General features: G+C 68.8%; 11 protein-coding genes and 2 tRNA genes. 5 read left to right on the top strand and 8 right to left on the bottom strand.

What is annotated here, in order from left to right; genetic code table 11:
• Positions 1-2: 2 nt before the first annotated feature.
• The 6 genes from WG922_RS06445 to rpsB all read right to left on the bottom strand — a co-directional run bounded on the left by WG922_RS06445 (position 3) and on the right by rpsB (position 4,912).
• On the bottom strand, positions 3-848 hold the full coding sequence (locus WG922_RS06445; protein ID WP_340281472.1) for a phosphatidate cytidylyltransferase: 846 nt from the start codon (positions 846-848) through the stop codon (positions 3-5).
• Between the two features lie 14 nt (positions 849-862).
• Positions 863-1,585, bottom strand: coding sequence for a polyprenyl diphosphate synthase (uppS, locus tag WG922_RS06450; protein ID WP_340281474.1), 723 nt, complete (start codon positions 1,583-1,585; stop codon positions 863-865).
• A gap of 103 nt (positions 1,586-1,688) precedes the next feature.
• A complete protein-coding gene (gene frr, locus WG922_RS06455; RefSeq protein WP_340281476.1) occupies positions 1,689-2,252 on the bottom strand; it encodes a ribosome recycling factor in 564 nt (187 codons plus the stop codon).
• 25 nt (positions 2,253-2,277) lie between these two features.
• A complete protein-coding gene (pyrH, locus tag WG922_RS06460; RefSeq protein ID WP_340281477.1) occupies positions 2,278-3,000 on the bottom strand; it encodes a UMP kinase in 723 nt (240 codons plus the stop codon).
• 166 nt (positions 3,001-3,166) lie between these two features.
• Positions 3,167-4,063, bottom strand: coding sequence for a translation elongation factor Ts (gene tsf / locus WG922_RS06465; protein ID WP_340281479.1), 897 nt, complete (start codon positions 4,061-4,063; stop codon positions 3,167-3,169).
• Positions 4,064-4,156: 93 nt separating this feature from the next.
• Complete coding sequence (gene rpsB / locus WG922_RS06470) at positions 4,157-4,912, bottom strand: 30S ribosomal protein S2 (protein ID WP_340281481.1); 756 nt, start codon at positions 4,910-4,912, stop codon at positions 4,157-4,159.
• A gap of 175 nt (positions 4,913-5,087) precedes the next feature.
• Between rpsB and WG922_RS06475 the strand changes: the two genes are divergently transcribed.
• From WG922_RS06475 to WG922_RS06485, 3 genes are read left to right on the top strand one after another with little or no spacing between them, the layout of a single operon-like run.
• A complete protein-coding gene (locus tag WG922_RS06475; RefSeq protein WP_340281484.1) occupies positions 5,088-6,452 on the top strand; it encodes an amidase in 1,365 nt (454 codons plus the stop codon).
• Positions 6,453-7,724 carry a D-amino acid dehydrogenase gene (locus tag WG922_RS06480; protein WP_340281486.1) on the top strand — a complete coding sequence of 424 codons (1,272 nt, stop codon included), beginning with the start codon at positions 6,453-6,455 and terminating at the stop codon, positions 7,722-7,724.
• 23 nt (positions 7,725-7,747) lie between these two features.
• Positions 7,748-9,190 (top strand): NAD(P)H-hydrate dehydratase, encoded by a 1,443-nt coding sequence (locus tag WG922_RS06485; RefSeq protein ID WP_340281487.1) that lies wholly within the window; start codon positions 7,748-7,750, stop codon positions 9,188-9,190.
• Between the two features lie 252 nt (positions 9,191-9,442).
• Here the strand turns inward: WG922_RS06485 and WG922_RS06490 are convergent, their stop codons facing one another.
• Both WG922_RS06490 and rnr read right to left on the bottom strand, forming a co-directional pair.
• Entirely contained in the window at positions 9,443-10,207 is a 765-nt protein-coding gene (locus WG922_RS06490) for an SDR family oxidoreductase (RefSeq protein ID WP_340281488.1), read from the bottom strand.
• A 93-nt stretch (positions 10,208-10,300) separates the two neighbouring features.
• The gene (rnr, locus tag WG922_RS06495) at positions 10,301-12,526 is read right to left on the bottom strand and encodes a ribonuclease R (RefSeq protein WP_340281820.1); all 2,226 of its coding nucleotides are present in this window, start codon (positions 12,524-12,526) and stop codon (positions 10,301-10,303) included.
• A gap of 54 nt (positions 12,527-12,580) precedes the next feature.
• Here rnr and WG922_RS06500 point away from each other — a divergent pair.
• A tRNA-Leu gene (locus WG922_RS06500) sits at positions 12,581-12,665 on the top strand.
• Positions 12,666-12,831: 166 nt separating this feature from the next.
• A tRNA-Leu gene (locus WG922_RS06505) sits at positions 12,832-12,916 on the top strand.
• The last annotated feature ends 98 nt before the right edge of the window (positions 12,917-13,014 follow it).

The raw sequence follows: 13,014 nt of genomic DNA on the forward strand, positions 1-13,014 counted from the left end.
GATCAGAACGACGCCAGCATCATCGCGAGCGGCAGGGTCGGCAGCAAGGCATCGACGCGGTCGAGCACCCCACCGTGGCCCGGCAGCAAGCGGCTGGAATCCTTCGCACCTGCGCTGCGCTTGACCAGCGATTCGATGAGGTCGCCCGCCACGCTCATGCCCGCCAGGAATGCCGCGCCGACCAGCAGCAGCCACCATGACCGCCCGGCCAGTACCGAGTAGAGGCTGGGGATCTCCGCTTGCGTGAACTGGTCGGCGAGGGTCCAGCCGACGGCCAGGACCAGCACGCCGGCCATGCCACCCCAGACCCCCTCCCAGCTCTTGCCCGGGCTGATGGCCGGGGCCAGCTTGGCGCGCACGAGCTTCTGGCCGAAGGTGCGCCCAGCCGCGTAGGCACCGATGTCGGCCACCCAGACCAGCACCAGGACCGACAGCAGGAAGTTCACGCCGATCTCGCGCGCCTGCGCCGCCGCCAGCCAGGCAAGGCACAGCGCGAAAACGCCACCAACCAGCCGCAACAGTGGCGGCAGTCCAGGCCAGCCTGCCACCCCGCGGCGCAGCAGCAGCGCGCCGCCGAGCACCCACGCGGCCGCGGCGAGCAGCCACAGCTCGACCAGGGGGCGCGTGGTCAGGCCCACCGACCAGGCGGCAAGGCAGATCAGGACGCACACGGCGGCCGCGGCAACGGCGACGGCCTGCCCGAAACCGTTCAGGCGCGCGAATTCCCAGGCACCTGCGGCCAGCAGCACCAGCACGACCAGGAGGAACGGACCCGGCGCCGGCCAGAACAGGGCCGGCAGCAGGATGGCCAGCAGGGCAATGGCGGTAAGAACGCGCTGCCTGAGCATGTCTGCCCGTCGGCTCAAGCCGCCTTGCGGGCCGCTTTGGGATCGAGCTGCTCCGAGGTCTTGCCGAAGCGCCGCTCGCGCCGGCTGTAGTCCTCGATCGCGGCGTCGAGCGCGCGGGTGTCGAACTCGGGCCAGAGCTTGTCGCTGAAGTAGAACTCGGAGTAAGCCGACTGCCACAGCAGGAAATTGCTCAGGCGGTGTTCGCCGCCGGTGCGGATCACCAGGTCGGGGTCGGGCACGTGGGCCAGGGACATGGCGCCGGCGAGGCTCTCCTCGGTGATGGCGCGGCCCTCGGCGGCCAGGCGGGCGGCAGCCTGCGCGATATCCCAGCGGCCGCCGTAGTTGAAGCAGATGTTGAAGACCAGCCGCTGGTTGCCTGCCGTGTCCGCCTCGGCCTGGGCCAGCCCCTTGCGCACCTTGACGGGCAGGCTGGAGCGGTCGCCGACGAAATGGATGCGCACGCCTTCGGCCTTGAGCTGCGGTACCTCGCGCGAGAGCGCCAGAGCCAGCAGCTCCATCAGCCCCGACACTTCCTCGGGCGGCCGGCTCCAGTTCTCGGAGGAAAAGGCGAACACGGTAAGCACCTTGACGCCGATGTCGCCGCAGTGGCGCACGCAGGCGCGCAGCGCATCGACTCCGACCTTGTGCCCGGCCACGCGCGGCAGGAAGCGCCGAGTGGCCCAGCGGCCATTGCCATCCATGACGACGGCGATGTGGTGGGGAATGGATGTGCTCAAGGTCGCGGGCCCCGCAGGAGGGCAGCGCGCGCTGCCGGGCGCGCAGGAGCGAAGCCGCGAGCATCGGCGCGGCGCAGGAGGCGAAGGAGGGTGCGCGGCATGGTCAGACCGCCAGGATTTCCTGCTCCTTGGTGGCAACCATGCTGTCGATCTCGGCGATATGGCGGTCCGTCACCTTCTGGATATCGGCTTCAGCGCGCTTCTGGTCGTCTTCGGAGGCCAGTTTGTCCTTCACCAGGCGTTTCACGTGCTCGTTGGCGTCGCGGCGCAGGTTCCGGATGGCAACCTTCGCGCTCTCGCCTTCCTGCCGCACGAGCTTGGTCATCTCCTTGCGCCGCTCCTCGCTCATCGGGGGCATGGGCACGCGGATGAGATCGCCCATGGACGCTGGATTCAGCCCCAGGTCGCTCTCGCGAATGGCTTTCTCGATCTTGGCGCCCATGCCCTTCTCCCAGGGCTGCACGCTGATCGTGCGGGCATCGAGCAGCGAAACGTTCGCCACCTGGCTGATCGGCAGCAGCGAGCCGTAGTAATCGACCTGCACGGTGTCGAGCAGCGCCGGGTTGGCGCGGCCGGTGCGGATCTTGGTCAGGTTGTTCTTGAACGCCGCGATGGACTGGTCCATCTTGGATTCGGTTGTCTTCTTGATCTCTGCAATGGTGGCCATGATGAAGTCCTTCGTGTCCTGCCGTTCAGGCGTAGACCAGGGTGCCCTCGTCGGCGCCCTGAACGACGCGCTTGAGCGCGCCGTGCTTGAAGATCGAAAAAACCTTGATCGGCAGCTTCTGGTCGCGGCACAGGGCAAACGCGGTCGCGTCCATGATGCCGAGGTTCTGCGCCATCGCGTCGTCGAAGCTGATCTTCGTGTAGCGCGTGGCGTGCGGATCCTTCTTGGGATCTGCCGAGTAGACGCCATCGACCTTGGTGGCCTTGAGCACCAGCTCGGCCCCGATCTCGGCGCCCCGCAGCGCTGCGGCGGTATCGGTGGTGAAGAACGGGTTGCCCGTGCCCGCCGCGAACACGACGACCTTGCCTTCTTCCAGGTACTGCAAGGCCTTCGGGCGCACATAGGGCTCGACCACCTGCTCGATGGCGATGGCCGACATCACGCGCGCCACCAGCCCCTGCTTGTTCATCGCGTCGGCCAGCGCGAGGGCGTTCATGACGGTAGCCAGCATGCCCATGTAGTCGGCTGTCGCACGGTCCATGCCGACCGAGCCGCCCGCCACGCCGCGGAAGATGTTGCCGCCGCCGATGACCACCGCAACCTGCACGCCCATGTTCACCACCTCGGCCACTTCCTCGCACATCCGCACGATGGTCGCCCGGTTGATGCCGAAAGCATCGTCGCCCATCAGCGCTTCGCCGGAGAGCTTCAGCAAGATGCGCCGGTGGGCGGGCGGGGTGTCGGGCATGGAGTGGGTCCTTCGTTCTAATGGGCTGGAATGTGATCTTCCGGCGGACGGGTGCCGCATTCTGGCACTTCTGCGGCTGCCGCCGCCGGCGCCTGCGGCCCGCGAGGTGCCGCGGCCGCTGCGCCTCGCGGCCCGGCTGCAGCGGCATGCCCGCTAGCGCATCCGATCAGGCGGCAGCGCCCTTGGCAGCAGCGACCTGCGCCGCGACTTCGGCAGCGAAATCGTCGGCTTTCTTCTCGATGCCCTCTCCCACCACGTACAGCGTGAACGCCTTCACCGAAGTGTTGGACGCCTTGAGCATCTGCTCCACGGTCTGCTTGTCGTTCTTGACGAAGGGCTGGTTGAACAGGGACACCTCCTTGAGGTACTTCTGCACCGAGCCCTCGATCATCTTGGCGGCGATGTCCGCCGGCTTGCCCGACTCCTGCGCCTTGGCGGTGGCCACCGAGCGTTCCTTCTCGATCAGCTCGGCCGGCACATCAGCGCTGGTCAGTGCGACCGGCTTCATGGCGGCAACGTGCATCGCGACGTCCTTGGCAGCGGTTTCGTCGCCTTCGTACTCGACCACCACCCCGATGCGGGTTCCGTGCAGGTAGGAGGCCAGCTTGCTGGAGCCCTCGAAACGCTTGAACCGACGGAAGCTCATGTTCTCGCCGATCTTGCCGATGAGGCCCTTGCGCACGTCTTCGAGCGTAGGGCCAAAGCCGTCCTGGCTGTAGGGCAGCGCACCCAGCGCGGCCACGTCGGCCGGCTTGTGCCTGGCGATCAGCTCGGCCGCGGCGCGCGCCAGGGCGAGGAAGCTGTCATTCTTGGTGACGAAATCGGTTTCGCAGTTGGTCTCGAGCAGGGCGCCGGTCGTGCCGTCGATGGCGGCAGTCACCACGCCTTCGGCAGTGACCCGCGCGGCCGCCTTGCCGGCCTTGTTGCCGAGCTTGACGCGCAGGATCTCCTCGGCCTTGTCCATGTTGCCTTCGGCTTCGGTGAGCGCCTTCTTGCACTCCATCATGGGGGCGTCGGTCTTGGCGCGCAGTTCGGCGACCATGCTTGCGGTGATTGCTGCCATGTCTAGTTCCTCGTAGCGTTCAGTTCAGATTCGATGGAAAAAAAGGGGCTCACGAGCCCCTTCGTATGCCGCGCCTCCAGGCGCGTGGCGGGGTCAGGCGCCGGCGCCTTCTTCCACTTCGACGAACTCGTCGCCGCCGCCGTCGGAGACCGCCTTGACAACGTCGTTGACGGCACTGGAGCGGCCCTCGAGAACGGCATCGGCGATGCCGCGGGCGTACAGCGTGACGGCCTTGGCGGAGTCGTCGTTACCGGGGATCACGTAGTCGATGCCCTCGGGCGAGTGGTTCGAATCGACCACGCCCACCAGCGGAATGCCCAGCTTCTTGGCTTCGGCCACGGCGATCTTGTGGAAGCCCACATCGATCACGAAGATGGCGTCGGGCAGGCTGTTCATGTCCTGAATGCCGCCGATGTCCTTTTCGAGCTTCTCGATCTCGCGCTGGAACATCAGCTGCTCTTTCTTCGACAGCGACTCCAGACCGGCTTCCTGCTGCGCCTTCATGTCCTTCAGGCGCTTGATGGAGGTCTTCACGGTCTTGAAGTTGGTCAGCATGCCGCCCAGCCACCGCTGATCGACGTACGGCACGCCGGCGCGGCGGGCTTCGCCGGCAACGATGTCGCGGGCCTGGCGCTTGGTGCCCACCATGAGCACGGTGCCACGATTGGCCGTGAGCTGCTTCACGAACTTCATCGCGTCCTGGAACATCGGGAGCGATTTTTCCAGGTTGATGATGTGGATCTTGTTGCGATGGCCGAAGATGAAAGGGGCCATCTTGGGGTTCCAGAAGCGGGTTTGGTGGCCGAAGTGGACACCGGCTTCCAGCATCTCGCGCATCGTTGCGGGCATGTCTGTCTTCCTGAAGGTTGGGTCTAAAATCCGCCCCGAAATCGGCCCTCTCGAGGAGGACGCCGACACCTTGGTGGGACGGATTCGCGGGTGGTGCCTTGCTGCCTGACGCGCCATGCGCCCGGCACCAGCAAAGCCCAAAGAGTTTATCACAGGCCCTCCACCGCACCGCCCGATGAAAACCGACCTCACCCATACGCTCACTGCCCTCCGCGCCGGCCACGCAAGCGCTGCGGAGCACCTCGAGCACGCGCTCGAGGTGGCAGGCCAAGCCCCTTGCCGCGACGCTTTCGTGCGGCTTCTGGGTGAGCAGGCCCGCGCGGCTGTGCGCGAGCCGAACCTCGCGGCGCTGCCGCTGGCGGGACTGCCGGTGTCGGTGAAGGATCTGTTCGACCTGCAGGGCCAGCCCACCCCGGCGGGCTCGCGCGTGCTGCACGATGCGCCGCCGGCCACCTCGGACGCCGCCGCGGTGGCCCGGCTCAAGGCGGCGGGCGGGGTCGTGATCGGCCGCACCCACATGACCGAGTTCGCCTTCTCGGGCGTGGGCACCAACCCGCACTTCCCGACGCCCCGCAATCCGGCCGACACGAGCGTCGCGCGCATTCCGGGCGGCTCGTCCTCCGGAGCGGCCGTGTCGGTCGCCGCTGGCGCCGCCTTCATCGGGCTGGGCTCCGACACCGGCGGCTCGATCCGCATCCCGGCGGCGCTGTGCGGCATCGTCGGCTTCAAGAACACGGCCCGGCTGACCCCCCTCGACGGCGCGCTTCCGCTGTCGACCACGCTCGACACCGTCTGCGCCATGACGCGCTCGGTGCGCGACGCCATCCTGGCGCACGAGATCCTCGCGGCGCGCCAGGTGCGGCCGAGCGGGAGGCCGCTGTCGAGCCTGCGCTTCGCGCTGCCCACCACGGGGCTGCTGGACGGCATGGACGCGACCGTCTCGCGCGCGTTCGAACGCGCCCTGCGCGCGCTACGCGAAGCCGGCGCGCAGATCGAGGAGATCCCGCTGGCGCTGCTGTCCGAACTGTCGGGGCTGCAGGCGGCCGGAGGCTTCGCCGCCGCGGAGAGCTACGCATGGCACCGGCGCTTGCTGCACGAGCGCGGCGATCGCTACGACCCGCGCGTACGCCTGCGCATCGAGCGCGGCGCCGAGATGAAGGCGTGGGAATACCTCGAACTGGTGCGCGCCAGGCGCGCCTGGATCGGCCGCATCGAGCACGCCGTGGCGGGCTACGACGCGTTGCTCACGCCCACCGTACCGGTCGTTGCCCCGGCCATCGCCGACCTGGCTCCGGCGGAGGGCCGCGACGCCGCCCTCGATGCGGCGCGCGACCAGAACTTCTTCCACACCAACGCCCTGCTGCTGCGCAATCCGAGCGTGGTCAACATGCTCGACGGCTGCGCGATCTCGCTGCCCTGCCATGCGCCCGACGAGCTGCCCGCGGGGCTCATGATCTGGCACGGGGCGCTGCGCGACGACGTCGTCCTGGAGATCGCCTCGCAACTCGAGACCCTCCTCGCATCCGTTCACGGGCACTGAATGAACATCGCCATCGTGGGCGCCGGCATCGTCGGCGTCACCACGGCCTTCGAGCTCGGCGCCGATGGACATGCGGTCACCGTGTTCGAGCGCCGGGGCGCGGCTGCCGAGGAAACCAGCTTCGCCAATGCCGGCGTGATCGCACCTGGCTACGTGACGCCCTGGGCTGCGCCCGGCATGCCAGCCAAGGTGTTGCGGCAATGGTTCGCACCGCACTCTGCCGTGCACCTGCGCTGGCCGCTGTCGCTGCGCGAGCTGGCCTGGCTCGCGGCGTTCCGGCGCGCCTGCCGCCCCGAGACCTGGCGGGCCAACCGCGCGCGCCTGCAGCGCCTGGCGTTCTACAGCCGCACGCGCCTGCACGAGCTCAGCGTCGGGCTCGATCTGCACTACGACTGCAGCCCGGGGTACCTCGTCCTGCTGCGCGGTGAGCGCGAGCGCGCCGCCGTGCGGGCCGGCCTGCCACTGCTGGACGAAGCAGGCGTGCGGTACGAGGAGCTCGGCCCCGAGGCCGCACGTTCGATCGAGCCGGCGCTGGATCCGCAGCGTGCGCTGGCCGGCGCCCTGCACCTGCCGGACGACGGCGTGGCCAATTGCAGGCAGGTCGCGCAGCTGCTGCGGCGGGAAGCCGAATCCCTCGGCGTGGTGTTCGAGTTCGGGCGTACCGTCTTGCCGCTGGACGCGGCAGCACCGAACGCGCTGCGAATCGCGCAGATCGACGGCGAGGTGCAGACGCGGCGCTTCGATGCCGTGGTCGTCTGCGGCGGCGTCGAGAGCGCCGCCCTGCTGCACCCGGTGGGGCTGAAGGTGCCGCTGATCCCGGTGTGGGGCTATTCCATCACCGCCGCACTGGGCGATCCGCTCAACGCGCCGCGCAGCGGCTTGATGGACGAGCGCTACAAGGTCGCGATTTCGCGGCTGGGTGAGCGGGTGCGGGTCGCGGGCAGCGCCGGGATCGGTGGCCGTGCCCACGACAAGGACGCAGCGACCCTGCGCACGCTCTACAAGGTGTTGCAGGACTGGTTTCCCGCCGCCGCCCGGCTGGCGGGCAAGTGCGTCACCGTGCAGGAATGGAAAGGCGCGCGCCCGATGCTTCCGGACGGGCCACCCGTGCTCGGCGCAAGCGGTGTTCCGGGCATCTGGCTCAACATCGGACACGGCTCCAGCGGCTGGGCCCTTGCCTGCGGCAGCGCGCGGGCCGTGGCCGACCTGGTGGGGGGGCGCGCACCGGCGGTGGACCTCGAAGGGCTGGACATCGCGCGGCTGCGCGGCTGACCGCCGGCGGCACAATGCCGCCCATGCACCGCATCGTTCCCGGTCGGCCCTGGCCGCTGCACGACACCGCAGCCTCGCGTCGCGTCGAGGCCGCCGCAGCGGCACAGCTTCCGCAACATGCCCTCATGCAGCGGGCCGGCCTGGCCGTCGCGCGGCTCGCACTGGCGCTCGCGCCTCACGCGCGCGACGTGTGGCTGGCCTGCGGGCCCGGCAACAACGGCGGCGATGGCCTCGAAGCGGCCATGCATCTCAAGCGGTGGGGTGGCCACCCGGTGGTCACCTGGCTGGGCGAGCCGCAGCGCGCGCCGCAGGACGCGCGCGCCTCGCTGCAGCGGGCTCGCGAGGCGGGTGTCGCGTTTGCCGAGGCCCCACCCCCCTCGTGGGACCTCTGCGTGGACGCCCTGTTCGGGCTCGGCGCGCAGCGGCCGCTGTCGGGCCCCGCCGCGGGCTGGCGCGATCACATGCGCGCCGGCGCTCGCCCGGTGCTGGCGGTAGACCTGCCGTCGGGCCTGGACGCCGACACCGGCACGGGCGAACAGCCGGTCCGTGCGACGCACACGCTCAGCCTGCTCACCCTCAAGCCCGGCCTCTTCACCGGCTCCGGCCGTGACGCTGCCGGCGAGATCTGGTTCGACGATCTCGGCGTGTCGCCGGACATCGCCGCGCCCACGGCCTTGCTGGCGGGAGCGCCGTCGCGCGTGCCGCGCAGGCACGCGTCGCACAAGGGCAGCTGGGGCGACGTCGCGGTAATCGGCGGAGCAGCGGGCATGCGCGGGGCCGCCCTGCTGGCCGCCCGTGCGGCACTGCACGCAGGCGCTGGCCGGGTCTTCGTCTGCGCCCCGGACGGCGACGGCGCGGGACTGGACCCCGCCTCTCCCGAGCTGATGTTCCGTGGCGCCGCGGACCTGGACCTGAGCCGCATGCATGTGGCCTGCGGCTGCGGCGGTGGTGACGCGATCCGGTCGCTGCTGCCGCGCGTGCTGTCCACCGCCGCATCGCTCGTGCTCGATGCAGACGCGCTCAACGCGATGGCTGCAGACACGGCCTTGCAGGTCCTGCTGCGGTCGCGCGCAGGGCGCGGGCGCCGCACCGTGATCACGCCGCACCCACTGGAAGCCGCACGCCTGCTCGCATGCAGCACCGCCGAGGTGCAGTCGGACAGGCTCGCCGCCGCACGCGTCCTCGCGCAGGCCCACGGCTGCGTCGTCGTGCTCAAGGGCTCGGGCAGCGTGATTGCCGGCCCGGAGAACACGGCGGCCATCAACCCCACGGGCAACGCGCGCCTGGCGACCGCCGGCACAGGGGACGTCCTGGCCGGACTGCTCGCTGCGCGCCTTGCCGCCGGGGCAAGTGCGTTCGACGCGGCGGCGGGCGGCGTGTGGGAGCACGGCCGCGTTGCCGACGACTGGCCGGAAGCCGTGCCGTTTACGGCGACGCGGCTCGCGGAATCGTTTTCGCCCCCCTGAGGCGCCAAGCAGGCGCAGGGCCTCACCTCGGCGCCTGCACTACGGCTTGCGCCTCGACTTCGAGGGCGGCATTGTTGTCGTCGTTGCTGCTCGGGCAGTGCTCGCGCATCCCGAGCGCAGTGAGCGTCCGGCGTGGCAGCCCCCGCGGTCCGCCTTCCGCTCCAGACGTGAGGAAAATGGCACCGCCCGGTGCTTGCGCCCTGGGTGCGATGCGCCGACCGGCACGTCCGAAAGGCTGTGCGGCGCCGCGCTTCAGCCCCGCCCGACGAAGGGCATCTTGGTGGCCATGACGGTGTGGAACAGCACATTGGCCTGCAGCGGCAGGCTGGCCATGTAGCGCACCGACTCACCCACCAGCCGCACGTCCATCAGCGGTTCGGCCGCGATCTCGCCGTTGGCCTGAGGCACCCCCTGCGTCATGCGCATGGCCAGTTCGGTGCCCGCGTTGCCGACGTCGATCTGGCCGACCGCGATGTTGTACTTGCGCCCGTCGAGCGACGCGGTCTTGGTCAGCCCCGCCACCGCGTGCTTGGTGGCCGTGTAGGCGATGGAGTTGGGCCGCGGCGCATGCGCCGAGATCGAGCCGTTGTTGATGATGCGTCCGCCCTGCGGCGACTGCGCCTTCATCACCCGGAACGCCTGCTGGATGCCATAGAACATGCCGTTGAGGTTGGTGTCGACCACGCGTTTCCAGTCGTCCAGCGACAGATCCTCCAACGGAACGCCCGGCGCCCCGATGCCGGCATTGTTGAACAGCAGATCGACGCGGCCCCACGTCTGCAAGGCTGTGGCGAAGAGCGCTTCCACGGAGCCCGGATCGGTCACGTCCGTGGGAACCGCGATTGCCTGGTCGTGCGCACCAGCAGCATCGATGGTCTCCTGCAGCACCTCGCGCCGGCGGCCGGCCAGCACCACGCGCCAGCCGTCTTCGAGCAGCGACAGCGCGGCCGCCTTGCCGATGCCGGTGCCGCCGCCGGTGACGATCGCGATCTTGCCTCCTTCAGGGTGCGCTGCCATGGGTGTCTCCTCGTGTCGTGAATGGAAATCGTATGGATGCTGGGGCGCTGCACCGGCTCGACCGAGAGCCGGTGCAGCCGCCGCCGTGGGGCCTCAACGGCGCGGCTTGCGCGCCTTGGACTTGCTCGCGGCCTTCTTCACCGCGGACTTCAGCGCCTGGATGGGCGAGTCCGTCGCCTCGCCCGGCCCCGCGTCGGCCTTGCGGGAGCGCTTCTTGCCGGCGGCCTTGCCGCCCCCGCCGGACGTGAGCCCCTTGTCCTTCATGGCGCGGCTCGCGAGGTCTTCGCCCTCGTGCACCAGCCGGAAGTCGATCTTGCGACCGTCGAGATCGACGCGGCTCACCTGAACCCGCACCCGGGAGCCGATGGCGTAGCGGATGCCTGTGCGCTCGCCGCGCAGTTCCTGGCGGGCCTCGTCGAACTTGAAGTACTCGCCCCCGAGTTCGGTGATGTGGACCAGCCCCTCGACGTACATCGCGTCCAGCGTGACGAAGATGCCGAAACTCGTGGCCGCGGTCACGACGCCGGAGTACTCCTCGCCGAGGTGCTCGCGCATGTACTTGCACTTGAGCCAGGCCTCCACGTCGCGGCTGGCTTCGTCGGCCCGGCGCTCGTTGGCACTGCAATGCAGGCCCGCCGCCTCCCAGGCCTGCACTTCGCGGCTGGGCGGCGCGGCCGCCTTGCGCGGCTTGTTGCCCGGGCTTGCGACGCGCGCGGCCAGGCGCCTTGCCAGCTTCTCGTGCGCCTCGCCCGGCGTGGGCAGCGCCGGCAGTGCATAGCGTCCCTTGCCGAGGATCGCCTTGATCACGCGGTGCACCAGCAGGTCCGGATAGCGGCGGATCGGGCTGGTGAAGTGGGTGTAGGCCTCGTAGGCGAGGCCGAAGTGACCGCTGTTGATGGGGGTGTAGATGGCCTGCTGCATCGAGCGCAGCAGCATGGTGTGGATCTGCTGCGAGTCGGGGCGCTCCTTGGTGGCTTCGGCAATGCGCTGGAACTCCGACGGATGCGGCTCGTCGCTGATGGACATGCCCACGCCCAGCGCTTTGAGGTAGTTGCGCAGCAGGTCCTTCTTCTCCGGTGTCGGGCCCTCGTGCACACGGAACAGCCCCGGGTGCTTGCTCTCCTGGATGAAGTCGGCGCTGCAGACGTTGGCCGCCAGCATGGCCTCTTCGATCAGGCGGTGCGCATCGTTGCGCACGCGAGGCACGATGCGTTCGATGCGGCCGCTGTCGTCGCAGATGATCTGGGTTTCGGTAGTCTCGAAGTCCACCGCGCCACGCGCCTGCCGCGCCTTGAGCAGGGCACGATAGGCATCGTGCAGGTGCATCAGGTCGGCGACGCGCTCCTTGCGGCGCTGCGCCTCGGGTCCGCGGGTGTTCGAGAGGATCGCCGCGACCTCGGTGTAGGTGAAGCGGGCATGGCTGTGCATGACGGCGGGGTAGAACTGGTAGGCCTGGATCTCGCCGGTTGCGGCGATGAGCATGTCACACACCATGCAGAGCCGATCGACCTCGGGGTTCAGCGAGCACAGCCCGTTCGAGAGCTTCTCCGGCAGCATGGGGATCACGCGCCGCGGGAAGTACACGCTGGTGGCCCGCTCGTACGCATCGACGTCGATGGCGCTGCCGGTCTCGACGTAGTGGCTCACGTCTGCGATGGCCACCAGCAAGCGCCATCCCTTGCCCCTTCCGACACGCGCCGGCTCGCAGTAGACCGCGTCGTCGAAGTCGCGCGCGTCCTCGCCGTCGATGGTGACCAGCGGCACGTCGGTCAGGTCGATGCGCTGGCGACGGTCCTGGGGCCGCACCTTGTCCGGCAGGCTGCGCGCGAGCGCGATGCAGGCCTCGGAGAATTCGTGCGGCACACCGTACTTGCGCACGGCGATCTCGATCTCCATGCCCGGATCGTCGATCTCGCCCAGGACTTCCTTGACGCGTCCCACCGGCTGCCCGTAGAGGCTGGGTGGCTCGGTCAGTTCGACCACCACCACCTGCCCCGCCTTCGCAAGGCCGGTCAAGCCCTTCGGAATGAGCACGTCCTGGCCGTAGCGCTTGTCTTCGGGGGCAACCAGCCAGACACCGCTTTCGTGCAGCAGCCGGCCGATGATGGGGCTGTTGGGCCGCTCGACGATTTCGAGCACGCGGCCTTCGGCGCGGCCGCGGCGGTCGTGCCGCACGATTCGGGCCTTGACCCGGTCCTTGTGCAGCACCGCGCGCATTTCGTTGGGCGGCAGGTAGATGTCTCCCTCACCGTCGTCACGCAGCACGAACCCATGGCCATCGCGGTGTCCCTGGACCACGCCTTCTATTTCTTGCAGCAGGCTGCTCTCTGGTGAGGCTGTGTTCTTGATATACAATCTTGTTTTTCCTGAAATGCCCAGGTGGCGGAATTGGTAGACGCACTAGTTTCAGGTACTAGCGAGTAACATCGTGGAGGTTCGAGTCCTCTCCTGGGCACCAATCATAAAGAGAAAAGTCAAGAGACAAGCCGGCTGAGCCGGCTTTCTTCTGCGCGAAGAGATTTCGCTGGAAGAGGTCTCGAGATCGTGTGAGGATGCCTTGCGCACGCGCTGCGCAAAGCAACGGGAAAAGTAGAGTTCGCCGGTGTACGCAAGGTGCACCGCTGGCCCAGGTGGCGGAATTGGTAGACGCACTAGTTTCAGGTACTAGCGGGTAACTCCGTGGAGGTTCGAGTCCTCTCCTGGGCACCAGACACGATCGAAGCATGTGACAAGAGCCGGCACTTGCCGGCTCTTTTGCTTTGCTCATTGTCTGAAGGCCAGGGAGAACAGATGCAGCAACGGCCGCT

It is taken from the genome of Ramlibacter sp. AN1015, assembly GCF_037726105.1.
Taxonomy (GTDB): Bacteria; Pseudomonadota; Gammaproteobacteria; order Burkholderiales; family Burkholderiaceae_C; genus Ramlibacter.

What these genes read in the sequence shown, in the direction of transcription:
- WG922_RS06480 (WP_340281486.1), top strand. Translation starts at nt 6,453, where the DNA reads ATGAACATCGCCATCGTGGGCGCCGGCATCGTCGGCGTCACCACGGCC.
- WG922_RS06490 (WP_340281488.1), bottom strand. Translation starts at nt 10,207, where the DNA reads ATGGCAGCGCACCCTGAAGGAGGCAAGATCGCGATCGTCACCGGCGGC.
- tsf (WP_340281479.1), bottom strand. Translation starts at nt 4,063, where the DNA reads ATGGCAGCAATCACCGCAAGCATGGTCGCCGAACTGCGCGCCAAGACC.
- WG922_RS06475 (WP_340281484.1), top strand. Translation starts at nt 5,088, where the DNA reads ATGAAAACCGACCTCACCCATACGCTCACTGCCCTCCGCGCCGGCCAC.
- rpsB (WP_340281481.1), bottom strand. Translation starts at nt 4,912, where the DNA reads ATGCCCGCAACGATGCGCGAGATGCTGGAAGCCGGTGTCCACTTCGGC.
- pyrH (WP_340281477.1), bottom strand. Translation starts at nt 3,000, where the DNA reads ATGCCCGACACCCCGCCCGCCCACCGGCGCATCTTGCTGAAGCTCTCC.
- WG922_RS06445 (WP_340281472.1), bottom strand. Translation starts at nt 848, where the DNA reads ATGCTCAGGCAGCGCGTTCTTACCGCCATTGCCCTGCTGGCCATCCTG.
- WG922_RS06485 (WP_340281487.1), top strand. Translation starts at nt 7,748, where the DNA reads ATGCACCGCATCGTTCCCGGTCGGCCCTGGCCGCTGCACGACACCGCA.
- frr (WP_340281476.1), bottom strand. Translation starts at nt 2,252, where the DNA reads ATGGCCACCATTGCAGAGATCAAGAAGACAACCGAATCCAAGATGGAC.